The following is a 24575-nucleotide window of genomic DNA, read 5'->3' as shown; positions in this document are numbered from 1 at the left end:
AGGACAAAATGGAACAAAAATATTATTTGGTTTTGGCGGAAGTCAGTATTTTTCAAACTGTTTGGCTTATTCCTAGGGAAGATGGAAGTATTGGGTGGACAGATGAAATAAAACAAGCTAAACCCTTTTTATCCTATGAGGAAGCCAAAAATAAGACTGAAGCACATATGCAATCAGTCTTTGAATTTATAGCTTCATATAAAATAATAGAGTTTTCTATAGAGGAGTTAGATGATTTTCTTATTGCAACTAGCTAAAGACAAGATAATCTAAAATATCAATTGGGCTAACGTTTGGGTTTATAAATTTTCTGTTTGGATGTTTTATAAAACTTCCAAAAAAGAACACTTTTAAAGGCTCACCATCTTTAGCTGCACGTTTTAATATCTTTATCTTATAACCTACTCCATGATGTTGAGACTTGGTTTCATTGATGATTATTGTTGGACGGTTATTGACGTTATCAATTGAGCAGACATGATGAAATCTAATTAAAAAATAACTATTATCAGGGTTATCTTTATCCAAATGATAATCTACTGTGGCGGTATCATAGTAGATGTGAACATCCTCCAAGTTAATTCCTCTTTTGGTAGCTTCTGCTAGATTGACGAAGTACCTTTCCAGTTGAATTTCTTGTTTATTTTTAGAGTAAAATGTGAATTTTTCGCCTGATTGGTATTCTAAAAAATAGCGTATAAGGGCAGTAAGTTGTTTGATATGACTCCGAAAAGTTTTGGTATCAGCGGTAGAAGATGAATGAGAGTGTCGATGTGCAACCTCAGTATCACTTGTTTCAGATGAAGGGGTATTTTCATTCTTTTGTCTAGGCTTAGTGACAATAGCTAGTGACCCTTTAACAAGATCTAGATCGATAATGAGTTTGTTTTTCTCACGAGAAAACGAACCGTGGTTTTCTGTTGTTACCTCTTGTTCTCTTTGATGGTAATGTTCAATCATGCGTTGACAATAATTAGAATCATGTTTTTGATTACGTGCTCCAGGAGTAAAATAAGGTGTTTTGTTAAAGTCTGGATTGTTGAAGTTTGCTAAGGTCAATTTGAAGGAACATTTTTCACCACATTGAAACTGTTTGGCATCAGTCAAACGATGAGATGACCCAACTGGAGTACGAGAAAAATCGTAGGCCTCCTTAGCAGATAAATCAGTTTTTAACTCAAGGCTATAAGCAGATGGAAAACTCATATATTTATACCTCTCAATGATAATTTCTTATCTTTATTTTAACATTTATTATCTAAAATCAGAAAGGACGTGTCACTTATGATAGATACGATTAAGTGCTGGATTGAAAAAATAAAATCTAGTGTAATTGCTAAACCATTTATAACAATCAAAAGATGGTTTCAAGACAATGTGATTAAGCGTAAATTGGTTATTTTTTCCATGCTGTTTACAGCATGGGTTAGTTTATTGTTGGGAGCTATCTACTCCCCACAAAGACAAACTTATACAGATGAGCAACTCAAAACAAAGCGAACATTTGAGAATGGTACAGGAGAAATTAGACTATCTAGTCAAAGTTATTCTCCTGAAACAGGCATTATTGTTCTTCAATTTGAAACTAAGGATTCCACCTCTCCAGTTGATCGAGGTATTGATACCAAACGTCTTAAATGGAATCTATACGCACAGAATAAGACAGCTGATACCATTATGGAAATCGTGCCAATTGTAGATAATAAAATCTCTGTTATTATCCGAAATGTTCCAGAAAATTTTGGGGCTTATGCGATTGATATTACTAATAAGACAGTTGCTACAAGCGATATTGATATTGATGTTTCTACTCCTTCAGATGAGCAGGAAAAAACTGTTAATCAAGAAGATGATGACGATGATAATGTTGTTCAATTTTATGTGACAACTCAAAATAGTAAACTGAAAAAAGAGATAATTAAAAGTGTTTCTCGTGAAGAATTTGCTTTATCAGAAATCATAGAAGAAAAGGATTTTCAGGAAGGACAGATTGAGAAATTAAATAACTCAATAGAGCAACTGAAAGCCTCTATCGAGGATGATGAATCTCGGAAAAATGGTTTACTCAAAGAGGCAGAATATCTCTCTGGTGATGACTTAGAATCTAATCAAAAAGATGTTGCGACTATCGAAAGTAATATAGAAACTAAGAATAGATCTATTGAGACTGCAACTCAAAATATTGAAAAAGTTCAGGCTAAGATTGTTAGTCTTGAGAAAAAAGAAACAGCAGTTAAAGATGGAACCTTTGAATTTTCAAACCCAATTGAAACTGTCGAAATGAAATAATAAAAAAAGAAAAGAGGAAAAATCTTATGAAAAACTTCGTTCAAAAATGGAAATCATTAAACAAAATTGGTCTTAAATTATCTCTTATTTGTGGCTTAAATTGGCTCGTTGGTTTTATCTCTAAAAGCCAGTTTTATCTATTCTCAGCTGCTTTTGCAGGTGTGTTGACTTACTACATACCTCAGGAAGTACGAAAAATTACATTGGATATTTTAGTGCTTTTTTTCTTAGCAAGTGGTGTGGGAAGTTTATTTTATTCCTTTCTTTTACAAGCGTTTAGAAGAATGAAGTCTGCATTTTATTCTTTAGTATTATTGCTATTTTTTGAGTTAGGAATACAGTATGTTAGTCAGCATACGTTATCAGAATCTATGGTTGATCGCTTGCTTACTTTTTGGTCAATCAGTCTTGTTATTATGCTTCTTGCTAAGTTTATTCTACCAATATTGTTTAATCACTATCTCTTCAAAAATGTTATTAACAAAGACTATTTAGGAATCCGAAAAACAACAGACTGGTTGCGATTTATGGATGATGTTGATGCAGATGAAAAAGATGCTAATAAACGGATGAAAAGAATTAACAAAAATGCTGTTAAACCAGCTTATCAAGAAGTAGTAGAATTGAGCTTTTTGAATAGAGAAGTGTTAACAGGTATTAGCTATAAAGCAGTTCCATTTGAAAAAGAAACTGAACGTACTTTTATAGATGATGATACCATCTATTATCCAATTTTTACAGTTCATCCTTTTGGAAGTTTGGAAGGAAAATCAGACTTTTATCATAAGCTAATTAAACTTAAACTCAGCCGAAAAGCAGCTTTTACTGTAACAGGTGAATTAAGCGTACTGAAGAAAGTTTAACATATGGAGCTCCCTAATTTTGATATTAGGGAGTTTTTGTATTTCCTGTGATTTGTCCGCTTAACGCAAGAAATTTTGTTATCCCTTATACTAAAATTATCAAAATGAAGGAGGCTATTAAATGGCAAAAAAAGATCTTACTAAAATTGATTTGGAACTAGAGGAAGCAAAGAAAAAAGTTGCTTCTTTAGAAAATGAACGGAAGCTTGTGGAAGAAAATCTTCAAAAACAAATTGGTAAATTTTACGTTCAGATTCAATTGAAAAAGGACAAGAATCAGTCCTATGAATCAATTCTTGATGATTTAAAAACAGAGCTTGCAATTATTAAAGAAGATGAAAAAGCAAGACGTGAGGCTGCTAAAAAAGAGCGAGAAGAAGGAGAATAAAATAGTTTAACTTACTACCTTTCCAGCTGAATAGTTACCACATTTTGACAGTTGAATACTGTGTGTGTTTGTGGCTGTTACGGTGTGTCTAAGTGTGTATATTGGAAGATACATTGTGTTTAGGTGTGTAACCTATGTGTGTGTAAGTAGGCGTAGCCGAGAAAATTGGGGACACAGGAAACGTTGATACTATCAACATATCACGGCACGTGATATCAGTTTCCCTTATGCTCTTTTCTAACACAACACACCCTAGAAGGCATTAGCCGCAGTAGTGTGCGTTTGTGTGTGGAAAAACCGCAAAAGTAGAACCAGTTTGGTTCGTGACGTTGCGAGGTCGAGGTTTTCTTTTTTGCTTCTTTTAGCTTTTGCCTCGTCAAAAGAAAAAAGAAGGGCGCTTTATTTTTGAAAGGAGAGTAGCATAACTGTATGGTATCGAAAAAAACAGAATTAAAAATTCGAGGGCTATCTATTCAAGAGATAGATTACTTAAAAGCTCTTGCAAGAGAAACTAAAGCAAAATCATTTAATGAATTTTTACTAGCCATGTGTCGTGAAAAAATTGAAAAAGGTCAATTCAATTTAGTTGAATCGAACTATCTTTCGTATTTAGAAAATATGAAATTGACATCAGATCATGTTTTAGTATTGACTCAAAAACAGACAAATCTATTATCTGACTTTGAAACGAAAATGGCTCGCTATGCAGATCATATTTCGAGATGGCTTGAGTATGAAGGAGAGGTAGAAAGTAGTGACTAAAAATTTTATTATCCGTAACGTTCCTGAAAAAGTATTTACTCAGTTACATATGATTTCGGAAGAATATGAGTATCCGTCTTTTAATGAATTCATGCTTGCTCAACTGCAACGGATTGTCGAAAATAGAGGACTGGATTTATATGATAATAAGTTTGCGGAAACTCTGGCAGATATTAAAAAACAACAGTCACAGATATTGGAACTGTTACTAAAAAATGAAATCAAGTTATTAGCTTACAGTGCTAATCAAGAAATTGTTGAAGAGTTGACAACAGACTGGTTGCGATTTATGGATGATGTTGATGCGCTTGCTGCTGAAAGAGAGGCAGGAGGGCGCTCATGAAAAAGAACAAATTCTTATTAGTCAGTATTTTATTTATTGTCATATTGCTAGTGCAGCCACAAAATTTTCAATCTCTCAAAAGTGCATTTACTCAAAATGATCTGGCTAGTCAGTTAAATATTGCAGATTCACCTGAAGAAAAAAATGGTGATTTAGGCAATGCTCATCAGACACAAAATGAAGAATTGAAAGGTAAGGTGTTTGATGGGAAACATCAGGTTATTGTAGTGAATGATAAAGCACAATTTACTGATGAAGAGTTGAGTCTAGAAAATGGTTCATGGGTAAAATACAGTAACCTAGATTTCTTGAATCGTGTTGGTGTTGCTGAAGCAATGTTGGGCCAAGAGTTGATGCCAACAAATGAACGTGAAGATATTTCATCAGTAAAACCGACTGGATGGAAGAATAAAAAAATCCTGTTTAATGGAAAACAAGATTATTTGTATAATCGGTCACACTTGATTGGATTTCAACTAAGTGGTGAGAATGCTAATGTAAAAAATCTATTTACAGGAACACGTGCCCTTAATGCAAACTTTGATGATGAAAAATCATCTATGGTTTATTACGAAAATATGGTCGCTACCTATATCAAGGAAACAGGGCATCATGTTCGTTATCGGATTACACCACTATTCAAAAATGTAGAATTAGTTGCTCGTGGTATTCGTATGGAAGCACAGAGTGTAGAAGATGAAACAGTGTCGTTTGATATTTATATCTTTAATGTTCAATCAGGATATGATATTAACTATCTGACAGGAACTTCAAAAAAATCAGAGTAAGGAGAAGCAATGACTAGAAGAATCAACGTCTATTTTAACGAAGAGACATTACAGAAGTTTACTGAAATCAAAAGTTATTTAGAAGAAGAAATGGGAGGAAGTCTGAATCGTCAAAGTCCTAACAACTCAGCGACAGTAGTTAAAGTGATTCATGCCTTTCATAAACTCTTTTTGGAAACAGGAGAAAGACAACCATTTTCCGAAAGACTGTCTCGGCTGGAAAAAAATTTGGGCTCTTCGGATGAACAAAAACTCTTAAAATCAATTAGGCATCAGATGGATCAATTGCTCTATTTGGAATTAACTAATTTCCATGCTATCACAAAAGGAAATGATTTTGATATTCAAGATTTAGAGTCTATTCATTCCCACTTTGATCCACAACAAAATGAACTAATTGCACGTATTGAAGATCTTATCAAAGAAGATGTTAGTCGAGGACAAACGATTAAACATTCTCACTAATCAATAAATGAAAGGAGACAGTGGTGAGTGAACAAAAAAGTCCTGGCATCACATTTATGATCCAATATACAGAAGCAAATGCTCAATATGTGGATTATACTAATCGTGATGAAGCTGTCAAAATTGATGATGAGTTATCTTTAGAAACGAGCCGACAAATGATAGAAGGATTGACTGAAGATGAGATGATTCGTATTCAAGAAGCTGTCCCTGAAACACAGTTGAATTTTAGAGAATACATTGATTATATGAATCGCTCCTATGCTACAGAAGAACAGTCTGAAGAATTGACTGCGGTCTTTACTCAAGAAGCAGACTACCTTCAAAAGCAGCGGTTAACAGAGTTAAAAAATCAACTGGAAACAGCCTATCAAAATGGATCTCTACTTTGGCAGGGTGTTATTTCATTTGATAATGCTTTTCTAGCGGAACAAGGTCTGTATGATGTGGCTACTGGTCAAGTGGATCAAAAGGCAATTAAGGCAGTTATGCGTGACATGATGCCAACACTTATCCAAAAAGAGGGGCTTTCTGATTCTGCTTTTTGGTGGGGGAATATTCATCTGAATACAGATAATATTCATATTCATTTTGGACTGTCTGAGGTTGAATCTAATCGTGACAAAATTTTCTATCGGCCTCGTGGACGTATGGAGTACAAAGGAAATTTTTCCCAGAAAACAATCAACCGTTTTAAGAGTGGTATCTATCATGGACTTCTGAAAGAAGAAACACGATCAAACCTTATCAGAAAAGAGCAGGTTCTTGCTAACTTAAAAACTGACTTAATGACTTCAGTTTACCAGGAAGACAAAATCACCTCTTCAGCTGAAAAAAATTTTTTGGAACAGGCCTATAATCACTTGCCGCTAAACAAGAGGTGGCGTTATGGATCTAATGCCAGAGATTTTGCGGTTAGTAAGTTTTTTCTTGATCGTTATTTAGATTCCTATTTGCAAAATGAGGGGAGTGTTGCCTATCAAGAATTTCTTCAAGAGACTAGGGAATTGCTAAAGACCTACGCTGGGGTCTATTCGGCTGAAAAAAATCAAGTCTATGAAAAAATCCGAAAGGTTGATGGACAAACAATTCGGACATTGGCTGAATCCAAAGGATATGATTTAGAACATCATTTAGCACGTCGTGTGATGGATTTAAGGGAGCGTTTAGCTAATAATATCTTACGATCGTTCAGAGAGGCAGCGCCACAAATTCAGGACGTTCAGCTGGAAAAAAATTTGAAGGACTTTTCTGTTTTGAATCAGAAAAAAATTTTGGAACAACTACCTAAAGCAAGTGTAGTAAAAAGTCAGAAAGCTTGGCAGAAGTTAGGTTATTTTGTGAAACCTAGAGAACAACCACTTGAAATTATAAAGCCAGTCTATGAAGCTTACGATACGGATGGTAAGGGAATTGGTCAGCCAGAGTTTGTCCTAGATTATGTTTATGACATTAGCCAGCTAACAGAAAATATTCAGATGAAAACCTTGACACTAAAAGACTTATCCTTATTGTCATCAAATGAATTAAAAGAGTTGGTGGATGCTGCTAAGTTAAAGCCTAACCCTACAGAGAAAGAACGTCGTGAATTAGGTACTTATCGTTATGCGCTGAAACTCAGTATGTTAGAAGCTAGTCAGAAGGAGCTGCAAGTTCGTCAAAAACTACTTGAACAGATCCAGCCACTAGCTTCTGATCAACCATTTGTGGATTTCAAGAAACAATCAATAACTCAGGAGTTGCAGGCTATACAGTTACAACTCACTCCTAACTATAAGTTATCTGAAGAGGAGCAGTTTCTTAAGCAGCGGTTAAAAGGTCAATTTGAGGATAGTGTTGCATTACCTATCAATAAAGCTACTGCGGGCACGATACAGCTCCCTATTAGGCAGCTGAGATCTGAGATAGGGTTTGTCAATCAACTTCAAGATGATGGGATTTTAACGCTTCTGAAAGGGGTGACAACCTCAAAAGAGGCTTATGTTGAGGAACTTCAAACTCACATCTCTATTTTTCAGTTGAAATATCAAATCAACACGAGAAATCAACAGATGAATCAATTATCTGATGAATCAGCTATCAAAGAGATAAAAATCGCTAATGCACAAGGTTTTAAAGAGTTAAAGCGTTTATATGCCAAATTACAACCAAATGAAGAGAATCAAAGTCAGATTACTCAAGCTGTTTCTAAGCAATTACAAGAGCGTAAAGTCATCAAAAAAGCTCAAATGCAACAGTCACAGGGAAGTGGTAGAATCAATACCGACTTTATGAAACAACTAACAGCTTCTCTTAAACGGTCACAACAAGCAAGTAAAAAAGCACTGATGGAACGTGCACGAAGCGATGAACGTGAGGAGCAAGAGGAACGCAGACAAGCTCAACGCTAATAAGTCATTGATAAGCTATCAATGGCTTTTTTGCTGAAAAATCCTGTGAGTTGTCCGCTTAATGTAAGAAAATCCATTATCTCTTACACTAAAAGTAACTGTAGAAAAGGAGGTGAAGACAATGTTACATTTCCCAGGTGTCTCAGAAGAGGAATTTGATTTTGAAGCTGAGTGGTTGGTTAGGGCCATTGATGATACTCAAAAGAAAATTCTTTTTTCCGGACAAGGAAAAAATGGTGATCTAGAATTAGAACTTGATTTTCAAGATAATGCAGAGCAGTTTGAAAATTTTTCGGTTGGAGAGCTAGTTCAATTACCAAAAGAAATTTTTGTTGTTCCTGAAATAGCACCATATCAGCCGACATATGAGTGTTTTTAGTGAATGAAAGGAGTTTTTATGGCAGAAGAACATACACAACAACAATCTCCACGTGGGAAAAGCCGTCGTGAGAGAGTAGAGCATGCCAGATCTCGTGATATTTTAGACGTTGCTAATGAACTTAGCATGGAATTGGTTCAATCAGGCCGAGATTATCGCTGGAAAGAGCACGACTCTATGGTGATTTCACCTGAAAAAAACATGTGGAATTGGTTTTCACGTCATCAAGGTGGTGATGTTATTGCTCTAGTTCAAACTATGAAAGAAGTCAACTTTAATCAAGCAATTGACTTTCTCAATGATGGTACCTTTAAAGAATTTACTCATGTAGAACGAGTACAAGAGCCGTTTACCTACTATTTGCAGCCTTATGAGCAGCCATTTGAAGCTGCCAGAAACTATCTAAAAGAACAACGTGGCCTTTCTGATGAAACGATTGATTTTTTCTTAGAAAAGGGAGTCCTTGCCCAAGCTAATGCTAAGGTTAATGGCAGTATTGAGCCAGTAGTTGTTTTTAAGTCATTTGATTTCTCAGGTGAAATTGTAGGGGCTACGCTGCAAGGTATTGAAGAAAATTGGGAGAAATGGCCAGAACGTGGATATGCTAAGAATATTGTCAGAAATTCAGATGGTATTACTGGTATGCACGTTGACATTGGGCAACCTAATCGCCTTATCTTTGCAGAAAGTGCTATTGATTTGATGTCTTACTATGAGTTGAATAGAGAAAAACTACAAGATGTCAGATTAGTATCGATGGACGGCTTGAAAGAATCTGTGGTAGGAAGGCATTTAGCACAGCTTCAGGCAGATATTTCAGGTCGTCCGCTGCGTTGGACTCATGATCAATTAGCAGAAGGATTACAGACAGCTATTGATAATAATTTCTTTACAGATGGAAAACATGCAAACTGGATCACTCTTGCAGTAGATAACGATGAAGGAGGACGAAACTTTATCAGTTCACTGCGTGAAAAGGGGGCTGTTGTCATAGAAGCCTTGCCTCCTGAACGTATTCCAGGCGAAAAGGCAGACTGGAATGATACTCTCAAGAGATTAAAAGCGTGGGTTGAGGAAGTTAAAAATAGCGAAACTATCTCTGAACGGCCTATGGTTGATTACCGAGAACAGGTTAATGACCTCATTTTAGATATCACCAAAGACGATACGGGATTTTATTTATGGCACGATGAAGAACTGAAGAGTCTTGAAGTTGACGATGCTGTTCTAGAAGAATTCCATCATAATCTTGGAGAGGAACAGTATCAAATTGCTGGTGCCAAGCTCTACGTTGAAGAGTCGATCAACGATGGGGCAACAGGCTATCTCTCTCTTGAAGGGCATGCGTTAGATGAGAACGGCATTCGTGACTATCTATCTAATCAAGAGTTTTCAGAAGTAGAACAAGTTGAGTTTTTGGAAAAATTACAGGCAGAACTCCCTAGTGTTTGGGATAAGGTTCTTACTCACTATGATAAGGAACTAGAGACAATTATTGGGAAGTACAATCTTGCAGGCAATCAAAAAGACCCTAGAATGAACCAAAGTATTGGGCTTGATATTGTGTTTGAGACTTCAAATAACCCAACGATTGCAGAAAAATATTCATCAGGTGACATTGTACCGTATGTTTCTTTCGTTAAAGATTTGTATGTGGCTAATAATGAGGATTATAAACGAAAATCAGAAGATGGTCTTTATCCCAGGATGCACTTTGATCATTCCGAGGGGACTTGGTTTGCGATTAGAGACGAACAAGGGAATACCTTGGTCAAAGAATGTATTTACGATGTAGGATATGAATTTGCACCACTATCTGAACGTTTGAATAGAGTCATTCCAGAAGAATATTTAGAGTATGCTAAACAAATTGATTCTGATATTTCGTTCAGTACAGTTTCTGTAGAAAGTAATCAAGATTCTGGAATAGAAGTAAAGCTCTACAATAATCAAGAACAGATTGATACGTTAGATTTTAATGACCTCTTTAATCATACAGATTTAGAAATGATGGCAAACGAGCTAGGTCATACAGATTTTAACGAGATACCTGGTACCTATTCCGTCTCTATTGCAGGCATACAGCTTAGCCAGGAACAGGTAGATGGTCTTATTGATCGTATGATCAATGAAGAGGTAGATAGTTCTCAATTAAAACAATTATTGAGTAGTGATAAGTTTGATTTAATCAGCTATATTGCTCATCAGGATGCTGATTCCTTATCTTCAGTTGTTTTAGAACAAAAAGAAAAGTCCCTTGATAATGTTCAAGAGACGGATAGTATTTTTGGACAACAAAAAAATGCTGAGGGTACAATCGGGGATTTTCCTGAAAATCAGGAGGCAGCACCTCTACCTGAAGCGAACGTATCGCAACCTTTGAATGACTTGTCACCAAGCCAAACTCAGCCTCAGCCTTTATTACATTTTAGCATAAATGAGGATGGTCAGTCAATTAATAAGCGCCATTATCATGTTATTAGTAACAAGGATTTAGTGAAATTGAATCGTTATGCTCCTACGCTACAACAAGCTGCGAATTGGTATCTGAATGAATTAGCAGATAGTAAAATATACTACTTTTATCAACAAAATGATTCTATACAGACACTTCAAGTGTTATTTGATAAAGATAAATTTCAGCACTTAACAGGAGTTTTTCCATATAAGGAAGGTCAGTCAGCAGAGCAAACATTGGAAGATTTTGCTAATGGTAATGGTGCTTTTGACACAATTCTCTTAGCAAATAAAGGTGCAGCGTTTGATAAGTTAAAAGTCTTGCCTGAATTGCCAGCAATTGTAGAATCAGATTCATTTTATTTTGGTGATCTGTCTGAAGTTCCAAAACTTCATTCTTTAGATTTGGATAAAGCCATTAAATCTGGGGATGAAGATATTATTTTGGCACTTAGGACTGTTGATAATACTACTTTTCCAGCTAGTTTGATGAAGCTACGTACAGGATTAAAAAATCAGTTAGCACAATCAGCTGACGAAAACATTATTTTGGGTGTTTATAGAGAAAGAAATGGGCAAATTGATCAACTGTCAATCAATGAAGAGTTTGTCAAAGATGGTGGTCAAGAAATGTTATCAATTTTAGAAAATAAGCAATATGAAGAGGCTCTTGAACCGAGTCAAGAAATTGTTCAAAGCGATACTATCTCAGCTGAACTTTTCACACAGGTGCTAGATGCTGCATATAATGCAGGAGATCCTAGACAACTGGGAACAGAACTACCTGAAGAGTCAAAAGCTGCATGGGAGCATTACTATGAACTTTCTGATGGTCATGATGGAAACTTTACTGCTGTGATTGCAGCAGCTGACCAGCAAGAGCTAGTTGATAAATCGTCACATTTCTATCAAGAGTGGCATCAAGACCGTATCTATAATGAAACTTACCATGTACGTCTTCAATGGTCTGAAATATGGCCAGATGGCCCTCAGATTCCATTTAAGGAAACAGAGCTTGTAGAGTATCAAACATTTGCTGAAGAGCTTTACAAGCAGAATAGAGCCTTATACGACAGTCATCAAGAAAGTTTGGCAACAGGAAATCAAGCAGATTATGTACCGTTTACTAAAGTTAAATTTGACGTGTATGCTCCTGGAGGCATACTAATCAAAGATAATATCCGCTATGATATTGGTGATGAAACGGAACCTATCTCACGCTTGTTGGGGCTAGGCTATCGTCGTTTAGAAGGACAGCCTGAGTTAGCAGCCATCGACGAAAAGATTCTTTCTCAGCTGGAAAAGCAAGAAGTGAATCAGGAAATTGCAACTGAAGCTAATGAGCAGAATTTAAAGATGCCAGACATTCTTTTAGATGAAACAAATAATCCTAGAGAACATTTCCAATCTCCTAATCAAGAAATGAAAGTTAGTTTAGCTCAAAGGCTTGAAGAGATTATGGCTGAAGAATCAGTTAAAAATCCAGTCAGAGAAAATGAGCAGGAGCATCCTGTGACATCTGATGAACCATTTGATTATACCAGCGCATCCGCTTTTGAAATCAGTGAACATGCTTTCCAAAAAATTCGTGAATACACACAGTCACCTGAAGATTTAATGGAGTATATGGATTTCATGAGTAAATTCCCACAGCTATCTCCTAGAAACGTTGCCTTAATTCATGAGCAGTGGAACGGTGCTAATGCTGTTGCAACCTATGATCAGTGGCAAGCTATGGGAGAAACTTTAGGTATTAAACCAGACGATGTTATCCAGACAAAAGCGACGTACACCAACAAGAGGACTGGTGAAACGAAAGAAATTGTACACCAAGGACTGTCAGTTAAAACAGGCGAGAAGTCTAAAATTACGCTTTTTAGGCCAGTTATGGCTAAGATGATTCCAGTTCTAGATGAACATGGCCAACAGCTAAAAAATGATAAAGGCAATCCAAAGTACAAAAAATTGTCTGATGCTACGCCACAAGAAAAAGTTCTTGTGAAAGAGGGCAAACTTCCTGTACGTCAATTCCAAGAAAGGGATCCGAAAACAGGGTATCCTCGTTTTACCACTTACAAGGTTTTTGAACTATCACAAACTACACTTAAACCAGAAAGTTATCCTAAAGCAATGCCAAACCGTCACTATAACTTCAACGTGGATAAAGTTAAGACTAAAGAGGTACTTGAGGGCTTGTGTGACTATGCTGATAGTATTGGTGTTAAGATGATGAAAGATGAAGCTCATGTTTTAGGAAATGCCAAAGGTGCCTTTTTCCCAGATGAACAGATTATTTTAATCAATCCAGATAACACACCTGGAGAAAAAATTGCAACTACCATACATGAGTTAGCCCATGCAACGCTGCATAATCCTAAAATGACCGAGCAGTATAAAGAAAATGTTCCTTTAGATCAAAAAGAACTAGAAGCTGAGATGACAAGTCATCTGCTTTCAAAACATTTTGGGCTAGATACTTCTGAAAAAGCTATTGACTATATGGCAGGTTGGACAAATAATCTCAAAGCTTTAGATGATAAACAACTAGCTGATTCGTTGAAACGAGTTCATAAAACTGTTTCTAAAATGTTGAAGAAAGTTGAATCTCATACCAAACCACATCAAGTAGGAAAAAATAGAGGACAAGCGCCAAATTTTCCTAAAGCTCCAACCAAAGGGCCTAGTCGGTAATCTAATCAGGGAAAAGATTCCCTATGTATCAGATACCCTTAGCAATTGCTGAGGGTATTTTTGTGCTGTGTTTAACAATTTTGAAATTTCCTGCTGTATTTAAAAATTTCTTTACGAATAATTAAGTAAGGAGGTGGAAAGTATGTTACATTATGATGAATTGAAGCAGGCTGTAGATAATGGTTATGTTAAAGGGGATGAGGTTAGTGTGGTCAGAAAAGAAGGGAAGATTTTTGATTATGTTTTACCAAATGAACCTGTGAGACCGTGGGAAGTTGTAACAGTAGAATCCTTATCTGAAGTTCTGTCTGAGCTTTCTGAGTCTGAATAATTCTGGTATCTCACATTTGTAAGGTACTCTCATCTGAGAGTACCTTTTATTGTACATAAAATGGCACAAAAAGTTATATAACTTTTTTTGAGTTGGCATACCTATCCGATACTTTGTCCGCTTAATGCAAGAATTGCCATTATCCCTTATGATGAAATTACTACAGGAAAGGAGAGAAAATATGGTAACAGTTATTCTAGCTGAAAAAGAAAATCAAGCTGCTGCGTATGCGGAAAGCCTTGGTTCGGCTAGTAAAAAAGGTAAAGTACACATTGTTAAACAAACCCCTTATTTTTCAGATGAAGTTCACATTATTGCTGCTGAAGGGCATTTATTTGAATACGGATTACCAGAAGATAATTGGGATTTAACAAAATTGCCCCTGATTGACGTTTCTTTTAAGCAAACCTTGAAACAAGATAAAACTTCTAAAGATATCTTCAAACAGATTTACCAGGAAGTGACATCAGCTGATCAAGTCATTATAGGTACGGATTCAGACCGTGAAGGAGAGCGGATTGCTTACTCAATTCTGTCTCATATTCCTGATGGAAAGAAAAAAGTCACCAAACGCTTATGGGTCAATTCATTGACAACAAGAGCACTACAAAAAGCCTTTCAAAATCTAAGGGAACCGCTAGAGACTTATAACTACTATCTAGAGGCCGAGGCACGTGCACAATCAGATTGGTTGGTCGGGATGAACCTATCGCCTTTAGTCACCTTAGAATTACAAAATAAAGGGAGACTTCCTAAAGGAAAAGGCAATAGCTTATCCGTTGGCCGTGTTCAAACACCAGGAGTACGTTTAATCTGTGAGAATGAATTGGCTATTCAAAACTTCAGACCAGAAACATATTGGAAGCTTCGTTTAGAGGACAAAGATTTAGGAATTACTTTTTCAAATAAAGAGAAATATTCTGATAGTGATATTGTCTTATCAACTTCAAGACAACTTCAATCTGTCTCTACCATTTCTTCAGTTGAAACAGAAGAAAATCAGGAGGCAGCACCCTCATTATTTAATTTATCGGATATTCAGGGGATAGCGGCTAAACAGTGGGGATTTGATTCTTCTAAAACAGAAAGTTTGATTGAAGGTCTCTATCTAAAAAAATATCTGTCCTATCCTAGAACCGATACTCGCTTTATCACGGAAGATGAGTTTGACTACTTGAAAAACTATTTGAAGAGCTATCAAGAGGTTGTTAATTGCTCTTTTGAGGCAGTAAATTTAAATCCTAGGGAAGATTATGTTAATCCAGAAAAATTGGATAAAACAAGCCACTACGCTCTTATACCAACTGAAAACATTCCTAATCTAGTGACTTTGAAGCCAGATGAGCGGTTAATCTATGAAGCAGTTGTTCGCAGAACTCTTCTGATGTTTGCGGCAGATTGTCGTTATTTAACGACAACAGTTGAAGTGGAAAATCAAGAATTAGTTTTCAAAACGACTGGACGACAAATGATTGACTTGGGGTGGGTCGCTTATAGTCAGCAAAAATTAAAAGCAGATGTTGAGCTACCTGATTACCGCGTAGGAGATCAGATTGAAACTAAAACAATCATTGTAGAAGGAGTGACTAAGCCTCCTAAGAGAATTACTGAGAGTCAACTGATTAGTGAGATTTTGCCGAAGTATGGATTAGGCACGCAAGCAACCAGAGCTGCTATGCTAAAAACAATTCAGGATAGAGGTTATGTGACCAAAGATAAAAAGACAGGTCAGCTATTCCCAACAAATAAAGCCTATCTCTTGATTCATTACCTTTATGATAATGAATTTGCTAGTCCTGAAACGACAGGAGGATGGGAGTTGTTTCTCTCTCAAATTGGTGAGGGTAAGATTAACCCACGTGAGTTTGTCGATGCCATAAAAGAAAAGTTGGTGAACCAGGTTGCTGCTGCAAAGGAAAGGAGTGATTGAAGTGGACGATGAATTGAAGACCCCCTATCTTGATAAATACACTGATAATTTGTCAGCTAAGGTTGCTAAAAAATCAGATGATTACCAAGTTTATGGCCGTGATAAGGAAGTAAAAGCGGTCATTATCTCTCTTCTCAGACGAACTAAAAATAATCCTATCTTGGTAGGAGAAGCTGGAGTTGGGAAAACAGCTATTGTGGAAGGCCTAACGCTTGCTATTATGCGTGGTCAAGTTCCTGAACCTTTAAAAAGGTTAACAGTTCGCTCTCTGGAACTCTCTAGCTTGATGAGTGAAGAAGATGGTGGCTTTATTGCCAAGTTTAAGAAGATTATTGAAGAGATGGTTGCGACACGTGGCCGTAATCTTCTCTTTGTAGATGAATTTCATACTATCGTTGGTGCAGGTAGCCAAGATGGTCAAGCCCTCGATGCAGGAAATGTGATTAAACCAGTTTTAGCACGTGGGGATATTCAGCTTATTGGTGCGACTACCTTAGATGAGTTTCATGACTATGTAGAGACTGATAGAGCCTTGGAACGTCGGATGCAACCAGTCATGGTAGAAGAGCCCACCATTCCACAAGCCATATCCATTATTGATCAGGCCAAAATAATTTATGAGAAATTTCATGGGATTCAAATTTCTTCTGAAGCTGTGAAACAAGCTGTACGTTTATCTGTTCGTTATCTAACAGATCACTTTCTGCCAGACAAAGCTTTTGATTTGATTGATGAAGCAGCAACCATTGCTTCAGCTGAAGGAAAAGACAGTATTACAGAAGAGGATATTGCCCAGGTCTTGAAGGATAAAACTGGTATTCCTGTCACTACAATATTAAAAGGTGATCAGGAACGCTTAGATGGTCTGAAGGAAAAATTAATGAATCGTGTCAAGGGGCAAGAGGATGCTATTGATGCTATTGTGGATGCTGTCACTATTGCTCAAGCTGGATTGCAAGATGAGAATAAACCGATTTCGTCATTCATGTTCCTGGGCCCAACAGGTGTTGGTAAAACAGAGTTATCAAAGGCTTTAGCTGAAGCGCTCTTTGATGATGAAAATGCTATGATTCGTTTTGATATGTCTGAGTTCAAAGAGAAAGAAGATGCAGCTAAACTGATTGGTAATCGTGCAACGAAAACAAAAGGGCAGCTGACACAGGCTGTAAAACAAAAGCCTTATTGCGTTGTATTACTAGATGAGGTTGAAAAGGCTGATGGTGAAGTTCTGGATCTTTTTCTTCAGGTGCTAGATGATGGTCGTTTAACAGATAGTTCAGGACGTTTGATTAGCTTCAAAAATACTATTGTCATAATGACCACTAATATTGGAGCCAAAAAGATTATCAATAAATGGGAGTTGAAGGGGAGTTTCCAGCATTTAACAGAACGTGATAGGCAACAATTTGAGAAGTCAATGATTAGTGAACTTGAAACTGAGTTTAGACCAGAGTTCCTTAATCGTATTGAAAATAAGCTTATCTTCAATCTTTTGGAACGAGAAATTATTGAAAAGATAGCAGAAAAAAACTTGTCTGAAATTGAAGATAGAATGAGGCGTCAAAATATGACACTCTCATATGAGCCTAGTTTAATTCAGTATTTATCTGATGTTGGAACCGATGTAAAAAATGGCGCACGTCCCTTAGAGCGTTTGATTAAAAGAAAAGTTTTAGCCCCTATTTCAGCTAAAAGTCTTTCTTTAGATAAAAGTAGGCAAACCTACAATATTCATCTATGGGTTGAGGGAGAGGCACCAGATAGCCAACATCGAAAAGATTTGAGACAAATTCAGCTAGATGTTGAAGGAGAAATTGGAGAAGAAGTTGATGCTCTTTTCAGCTGAAAAAAACTTTTTTCCCATGACTTGTCCGCTTAACGCAGGAATTTTCATTATCCCTTACACTAATAATGTCAATAAAATAAAGGAGGTCTTCTATGAAGAACAAGTTAACAAATTTTATCAGTGAAGTGAGGACTAAAAGCAAAGGGTATTTGCTTAGTTTATCGCTCTTTTTATCAGGAGTCCTGACGAATACCGTCTATGCGGATGATCCTTTTGCCAAAACAGATGCACTAGCTCAACAAGGTATTTCTAAAGTTCAAGGAATTGGTATTGTAACTTTGGGATTAGCCGTTGTTGTCACTGGTTTAATCTACGGTTTCGGTGGTCGTGAAGTTAAAGCTGCAATCAAAAAACACTGGGTAGCAATCGCAGTGGCAATTATTGCTGTTTCTGCTGGTCCAAGTATTGTTGAATGGGGCTTTAACTTTGTGAAAGGTTAAGGTGGTTGCTATGGCATTTATCCCTTTTAAGAAAAGCAATAAATGCTTAGTAACAGATGATCTATTTCTTGAGGTAACTTGGGAAGAAGGGAAATCTCCAGAAGATGATAGTGAGTTGCTTGGCATTATTGATGGGCTGGATCAACAGTACCTGGACTTTGATCATACAATTGAAGAATCATTGCCTTATGTGACCTTTTATCAAGCAGAATTGCTATTTCAAGCGCTAAAAGATGCTTATGGGCACATGGAATTGAAAAAAGTGGCTATCTGTCATTTGGAGGGTAAAGAGGCTATCTCAGAAGGAGAAGTCTTTGCCAGTCCATTTATCATTGATCAACGGTATCAGAATTTACTCTTACCGCTGATTCAATCTATTATGACAGGTTCAGATTTCCAAAACTATACTTATCAAGAAAAGCGTGAGTATTTTGTTAATCAAATTTACCCAGCTTATAAAGCAAGTTTAGGAATTCAGGAATCAGCCTTACCCCTTTTCCCAGAAGAAGGAGAGCAAGTGTTGGCTCCCTTTACTCAACATCAACAAGTACCTAATATTAATGTTGGTGCTACTCCAAAAGCAGTAGTAAATGTTGCTGATCAGAAATCTCTGAAAAAGGTTTACTTGCTGATGGGGCTTTTAGCAACTTTAGCTATTGGAGGAATCGTTTCATCTGTTATTGCATATACGCAACTAACTAAGCAAAATGAGCAAGTTACTTATCTTTATCAAGAACTGAAGAATACTCAGAATGTCATTAATGAAGAACATCAGATTGATGTGTTCAGTCGTTATTTCTTACCAAATTATTATTCTGGTAAGAAAGAAAATCTTGAGGAATTTCTTTCTGATGGAGATGCCAAATATACTGTTCCCAAAGAAGGAACTTTACAGTCAGTTATTCTTGAACAACTGACCTATGAACCAGAAACTAAAGAATATCAGCCGACTTACGTTCTATCAGTTAAAGAAGGTGATAAAGCTAGAAGTATTCGTTTAAGTTTTACTGCTAAAAAATCTGATTCTGCAAAATATGGTTTTGTTGTGACAACTGAACCTAAAGAAGCAGACTATATCAAATAAAGAAAAGGAATAAAAAAACATGAAAAAGAAACAATTATTATCAGCACTTGCCTTATCAACACTTGCGTTAGCTCAAGCTGGATTTGTATCAGCTGATGAAGTAACACCAGTTGATCCATCAGCGCCTTCAACGGAAGTTGTAACTCCAGTAGAACCTTCTACTCCAGCAGTTACAACAGATACAACTGTGCCAGTAGATGTTACAACAACAGAACAAACAACACCAGTTGATCCCACAACTCCATCAACTGAAGTGACTCCACCTTCAGATGAACAAGGTAAAGATAATGCAGGCGATAACGTAGATGTTCCAGAACCAGCGCCTCAAGGAAAGGATAGCGCAGGTGATAACTTGGAAGTTACTGATCCAAGTCAAGGAGAACAACCAGCTCCTTCAGGTGAACAAGGTAAGGACAATGCAGGAGAGAACCTAGATGTGCCATCAGAACAACCAAAGACAACAGAGCAAGCCAACCAACAAGGAGTTTCTCAAGTAGGAACTGTTTCAACTTCCACTGGTCAGGTCGTGCAAAATGTTACGCCTGATGCCCCAGTACAAACTAACACAGGTGCCTCAATTGTTAGCACACAAAATGGTCAAGTTGTTCTTAGTGATGGCTCTACTGTTGCCCCTGAAGCGATTGGAGCAGTGACTAATACTGATAAAACAATCACCGTAACTAAAGCAGATGGTACGAAAGCGACACTTCCTGAAACAGGTGAAGCAGCAAGCTTCTTAGCGGTCGTTGGTACTGGTTTGCTGGGCTTGGTAGGATTTCTTTTCAAAAAGAAATTAGTTTAATAAATTAAAACGGAAATAGGAGAAAATAAAATGACAACAAACAATACTAAAGGACATGGTTACTTCCGTAAGAAAAAATGGGCAAAAGGTCTTGTATCAGGAATTGCTCTAGCAGGGGCAGTAGCCTTCTCATCAGGTGCAGTTTTAGCTGATGAAGTGACTTCGCCAGTGACTGAATCTGAAGCAACAACAGTTGTTACACAACCAGAAAGCACTAATGATAATAATGCTTATGCAGCACAAGCAAACACGTCAACTGGAACTCAACCAGTAGCTATTGATAATAGCACTGTTGAAGCAGCTGTAGAAACTGCTACAGAAACAGGAGTAGCGGTCACAAAAGAAGCAACCGTTGATCAAGGTACAGATACAAATAGCACTGATTTGGACGCTTCTAAGGCTGATATTAAGTCAGATCAAGAAAAGCAAGTTAAAGAGATTAAAGTAGCTACACAAACACAAGCTGACAATAATGCGGCATATAGTGAAGCACAAGGTGCTATCGATGCAAATAATGATTTTGTAGAAGATGCAAAAGGTAAGCATGAAAAAGACACTACGGTAACTGTTACAACAGATGGTTCAACAGCCACAGATGGTTCAGCTGCCAAAAATAAACAGGCTACTGAAGTGGCTAAGAAAACCTTAAAAGGTAACCAAGAAAGTGTTAAAACTTACGAATTAAACAAAGCCACTTATGATGCGACAGTTGCAGAAGCTAAAACATTAAATCAAGCAGTAGAATCAGCTGCTAATGCTCTTAAAGATAAAGGTGTTACAGTAACTACAACTGAAAAAGTTGTTACTTCGGTTGCAGAAGTAGAAACACTACGTAAACAAAATGAAGCAACGATTGCTTCAGCTGAAAAACAAATTACCCTAAACACTGCCATCTTAGCAGCACATGACAAAACTAAAAAAGCCAGTGATGCTACAAATGCGGATGCTGATAGCAAAGTTACAGATCTTAAAGAAAAAGGTGTTACAGTAAATGTAACTACAACAGTAGTTTCTTCAGCTGAAGAGGCTGAAACACTACGTAAACAAAATGAAGCAGCAGCAACTTCAGCAGGTAACCAGGTAGCTTCAAACAACGCCGTCTTAGCAGCGCATGACAAAACTAAAAAAGCCAGTGATGCTACAAATGCGGATGCCGATACTAAGGCTAAAGAACTTCAAGGTAAAGGCGTTAGTGTAACAACTGCTGAAAAAGAAGTCTCTTCAGCAGAAGAAGCTGAATCTATCCGTAAGCAAAATGCAGATGCCGTTGCTTTAGCAGAAAAGCAAGTCACTTCAGATAATGCTATTTTAGAAGCGTATAATAAAACTAAAAAAGCTAGTGATACCACAAATGCGGATGCCGAAGCTAAAGTTAATGAGCTTAAAGGTGCTGGGGTTGTCGTAACGACTTCATCAAAAGAAGTTTCTTCAGCAGAAGAAGCAGAAAAAATTACTTCTCAAAATAAATCTGCTTATGATCAAGCAAAACAGAAACAAGCAGATTGGCAGAAAAAATATGATGAACTACAATCTAAAACAGGCACAGAAGGCTATACAAAACAAGTTGTTCTTCAAGCACTAGATTTATCAGCATCAAACCCACAGGCAACACATGGCTCTTCTGCTGCTGGTTCTCAAATTGTAGGTACTCGTGATATTGGCTCTACAACAGGAAGTTCTGGATATGGACGTATTCTTGACTCAACTGGAGTTTTCAAGTATGCGAATGTTGACAAAGGTTGGACAACAGAAATTGATTACACTAATCTTAAAGGTTTAACTGTTACGACAACTGATGGTCAAAAGCATGATATTTCACGTATCCACCGTACTTTCCAACTGGTAAATACTGGAGCTACAGGCTTAAATGATGTTTATATTCCAAACGATCCAACGGAAGGTTTCATTGTAGCACGTAACAATGGTACAGGCAGTTATTCAGATTATATGAATTTCCTTGTTACAGATTCTTATTACTACACTGTAAATGGAAAAGAAGTTGTGTACTCAGCCTCACAAGACACACCTATTACTTTAACTTATTCATCACTTAATAATAACCCAATTGGTCGTGAGGGGGCACGTGCAACAGGTGATGGAAGTTCAATGGTTGAAATTAACGGTTCAACGGTTAGCGTTCATGGTGACCAATTTGCATATTCTGACAACTATAACCGTCAAGAAGAAACAGGACTTAACTGGGACACAACAGATTCCGCTTACCAATACAAAGGAGCTGCGATTGGTGTCTTCACTCAAGGTTCAAGCTTTACGACTGAATTTGTGCAATGGGATGGGCCAGCTGATCCAGCAGGTCAAACTTACTGGTTTGCGATTAATACTCGTGTGGTAGCACCAGTTGTTGAAACACCAACAAGTGCTCGATTGACCAAAACTACGGTCAAACCAACTGAAGTTAAACCAATTAGTGCTTCACTAATTAAAACAACAGTTAAACCTTCTGAGGTTAAACCAGTTAACGTTTCCATTGTTAAGACAACGGTTGACCCTGTTTCCCCTGATCCAGTTTCAGCTGAATTGGTTAAAGCTAAAAATCCTGAGAAACCGACTCTTGAATTAACCAAACTAGCTGATACTAAAAATCAACAAGTATCCGTTGCTTATCATGATTACAAATTGTCCTATAAACCGACGGTGACTAAGACTGTTACGGACACTGATAAGAAAAATACAGATGGTGCAACAGTTGCTAAAAATACTCCGCAAGTTTATACTCTAGACCACGATAATATCTATGCTAATATCAAAGTTGGAGATACTATCACTATTGTGGATCCTTTGGAAGCAGGTGCTACACCAGTTGTTGCTGAAAATGAAGCTGATGCTCAGGCAAAAGGTTGGACAGTCAACTACGATGAAATTCAAGAAACTTACACTTACACAGCTGTTTACCAAGGTAAAAAACTTGAGGCACCAACGATTAAATGGGTTCCTATCTACGATAAAGCATTCTATGATAACACTTATAAAGTGTTCAAGAATGATTATGAGGCCTTTTCAAATACAGTAACGACTTATACCCCACCAACTCCAGATCCAGTTAAATCAATTACTGATAACTCTGGTGCAGACATTAATGGTGCGAAAACATTTGACCGTAACGTTAACTTCCATTTGACTACAGACTACAGCCCATACACGAAAGTAACAGCCTCAACTCTTGCGATTGCTAAGGGCTTTGCGATTATGGATGATGTTCAAGATGGTGCCTTTACTGTAAATGAAGATGGTATTACTGCAACAGCTACAGATGGTACAGATGTTAAAGACTTATTTACCATGTATCATGTTCTTTCAGATGAAGCTCGTACAGAAGCTATCCAAGCTATCTTGGACAATGCTAATCTTTCTCCAGTTGGAGAGTTCTATCTCTGGGTAGCTAAAGATCCAGCTAGCTTCTACGCAAACTATGTTAAACAAGCTAAGAACGTCACAATTGATCTTCCAGCACGTTTACTTGTTCCAGAAGGAGAAGTAGTTGAAAATGACTTCTACCAAATTGATTTTGGAAACAGCTATCAGTCTAATCTTGTTACTGTTGAAGTACCAGATGTGACCCCAGAAAAACACGCTTTGGATCAAAAAGATGATAACATTATCTTAGATGATCAAACGGTTCAAATTGGTGAGTACATTCGTTATCTTCTTGATGGTGTAACTGTTCCAGTGAAACATGATACGTTGTGGCAATATGATGGTAAAGATAAGCTTGACATTGCACATGACCGCTATACTGGTAATTGGAAAGGTATTATCAAAGGAACTGAATATACAGCTAAAGAAGACCTCGTACTAACCTATGATGTAACGCTTGAAGATGGGACACTTGTTAAAGCTGGTGATACTATCAAATCTGGTTCTAAGTATGCCTTTACCTTTGAATTTGACCAAGATACTAATAACGATTTTATCAAGAAGATTGTAACAGTAACTTGGGACGATAAAAAAGGTGAATGGGCATACAGCATTGATGAGGAATTTCTCCGTTCACTTGGTGTAGAGGGAACCTTCGATGCAGACTTCTACCTAGAAGTAGAACGTATTGCAGCAGGTGACGTTGAAAATACTTTTGTAAATATTGTGAATGGCAAAGAGATGACTGCAAAAGTCACAACTCACACTCCAGAGCCACCAAAACCAACTCCACCAGCTCCAAATACACCAGTTAAACAAGCTAGTCTTCCTTCAACTGGTGAAGCAAGTAGCATTCTTACAGTATTAGGTGGATTCCTGCTTTCTGGATTAAGTTTGGCAGGCGTTCGTAAACGTAAAGAAAACTAATTCAGGTAACTGAAAAGCTCGTATA

The 24575-nt window shown here is 37.1% G+C and carries 19 protein-coding genes; 18 read left to right on the top strand and 1 reads right to left on the bottom strand.

Annotated features, from left to right (window positions below):
- Positions 1 to 8: 8 nt before the first annotated feature.
- Complete coding sequence (locus NST05_RS00175; protein ID WP_003045903.1) at positions 9 to 257, top strand: hypothetical protein; 249 nt, start codon at positions 9 to 11, stop codon at positions 255 to 257.
- Here NST05_RS00175 and NST05_RS00170 read toward each other — a convergent pair.
- A complete protein-coding gene (locus tag NST05_RS00170) occupies positions 250 to 1206 on the bottom strand; it encodes a hypothetical protein (protein ID WP_003045905.1) in 957 nt (318 codons plus the stop codon). The genes NST05_RS00175 and NST05_RS00170 overlap by 8 nt on opposite strands.
- A 78-nt stretch (positions 1207 to 1284) precedes the next feature.
- Here NST05_RS00170 and NST05_RS00165 point away from each other — a divergent pair, with 78 nt between their 5' ends.
- The 17 genes from NST05_RS00165 (at position 1285) to NST05_RS00085 (ending at position 24550) form a co-directional block, all read left to right on the top strand.
- Complete coding sequence (locus NST05_RS00165; RefSeq protein WP_222357231.1) at positions 1285 to 2289, top strand: hypothetical protein; 1005 nt, start codon at positions 1285 to 1287, stop codon at positions 2287 to 2289.
- Between the two features lie 26 nt (positions 2290 to 2315).
- On the top strand, positions 2316 to 3152 hold the full coding sequence (locus NST05_RS00160; RefSeq protein ID WP_003045909.1) for a hypothetical protein: 837 nt from the start codon (positions 2316 to 2318) through the stop codon (positions 3150 to 3152).
- A 121-nt stretch (positions 3153 to 3273) separates the two neighbouring features.
- A complete protein-coding gene (locus NST05_RS00155; protein ID WP_003045911.1) occupies positions 3274 to 3540 on the top strand; it encodes a hypothetical protein in 267 nt (88 codons plus the stop codon).
- Between the two features lie 429 nt (positions 3541 to 3969).
- On the top strand, positions 3970 to 4302 hold the full coding sequence (locus NST05_RS00150) for a hypothetical protein (RefSeq protein ID WP_003045913.1): 333 nt from the start codon (positions 3970 to 3972) through the stop codon (positions 4300 to 4302).
- Positions 4295 to 4645, top strand: a complete 351-nt coding sequence (locus tag NST05_RS00145) for a hypothetical protein (RefSeq protein WP_003045915.1) — start codon at positions 4295 to 4297, stop codon at positions 4643 to 4645. Before NST05_RS00150 ends, NST05_RS00145 begins: the two co-directional genes overlap by 8 nt.
- Entirely contained in the window at positions 4642 to 5433 is a 792-nt protein-coding gene (locus tag NST05_RS00140; protein WP_003045916.1) for a DNA/RNA non-specific endonuclease, read from the top strand. Before NST05_RS00145 ends, NST05_RS00140 begins: the two co-directional genes overlap by 4 nt.
- A 9-nt stretch (positions 5434 to 5442) precedes the next feature.
- A complete protein-coding gene (locus tag NST05_RS00135; protein WP_003045918.1) occupies positions 5443 to 5898 on the top strand; it encodes a hypothetical protein in 456 nt (151 codons plus the stop codon).
- Between the two features lie 56 nt (positions 5899 to 5954).
- Entirely contained in the window at positions 5955 to 8288 is a 2334-nt protein-coding gene (gene mobP2 / locus NST05_RS00130; RefSeq protein WP_398577107.1) for a MobP2 family relaxase, read from the top strand.
- A 121-nt stretch (positions 8289 to 8409) separates the two neighbouring features.
- A complete protein-coding gene (locus NST05_RS00125) occupies positions 8410 to 8667 on the top strand; it encodes a hypothetical protein (RefSeq protein WP_003045923.1) in 258 nt (85 codons plus the stop codon).
- Between the two features lie 18 nt (positions 8668 to 8685).
- On the top strand, positions 8686 to 13815 hold the full coding sequence (locus tag NST05_RS00120; protein WP_003045926.1) for a PBECR4 domain-containing protein: 5130 nt from the start codon (positions 8686 to 8688) through the stop codon (positions 13813 to 13815).
- A gap of 142 nt (positions 13816 to 13957) precedes the next feature.
- Positions 13958 to 14146, top strand: a complete 189-nt coding sequence (locus NST05_RS00115; RefSeq protein ID WP_003045927.1) for a competence regulator inhibitor paratox — start codon at positions 13958 to 13960, stop codon at positions 14144 to 14146.
- 181 nt (positions 14147 to 14327) lie between these two features.
- Positions 14328 to 16076, top strand: coding sequence for a type IA DNA topoisomerase (locus NST05_RS00110; RefSeq protein ID WP_003045929.1), 1749 nt, complete (start codon positions 14328 to 14330; stop codon positions 16074 to 16076).
- A 1-nt stretch (position 16077) separates the two neighbouring features.
- Positions 16078 to 17922 (top strand): ATP-dependent Clp protease ATP-binding subunit, encoded by a 1845-nt coding sequence (locus tag NST05_RS00105; protein WP_340742858.1) that lies wholly within the window; start codon positions 16078 to 16080, stop codon positions 17920 to 17922.
- A 92-nt stretch (positions 17923 to 18014) separates the two neighbouring features.
- Complete coding sequence (locus NST05_RS00100; RefSeq protein ID WP_000791789.1) at positions 18015 to 18362, top strand: TrbC/VirB2 family protein; 348 nt, start codon at positions 18015 to 18017, stop codon at positions 18360 to 18362.
- A 10-nt stretch (positions 18363 to 18372) separates the two neighbouring features.
- A complete protein-coding gene (locus NST05_RS00095; protein ID WP_340742857.1) occupies positions 18373 to 19446 on the top strand; it encodes a hypothetical protein in 1074 nt (357 codons plus the stop codon).
- A gap of 19 nt (positions 19447 to 19465) precedes the next feature.
- Positions 19466 to 20248 carry an LPXTG cell wall anchor domain-containing protein gene (locus NST05_RS00090; RefSeq protein ID WP_003045938.1) on the top strand — a complete coding sequence of 261 codons (783 nt, stop codon included), beginning with the start codon at positions 19466 to 19468 and terminating at the stop codon, positions 20246 to 20248.
- 30 nt (positions 20249 to 20278) lie between these two features.
- Positions 20279 to 24550 (top strand): SspB-related isopeptide-forming adhesin, encoded by a 4272-nt coding sequence (locus NST05_RS00085; RefSeq protein ID WP_340742856.1) that lies wholly within the window; start codon positions 20279 to 20281, stop codon positions 24548 to 24550.
- The last annotated feature ends 25 nt before the right edge of the window (positions 24551 to 24575 follow it).

The organism is Streptococcus sp. FSL E2-3494 (assembly GCF_038007085.1).
GTDB lineage: Bacteria > Bacillota > Bacilli > Lactobacillales > Streptococcaceae > Streptococcus > Streptococcus thermophilus.
The sequence above is the reverse complement of the archived record's forward strand: the minus strand, read 5'-3'. Positions and strand labels throughout refer to the sequence as shown.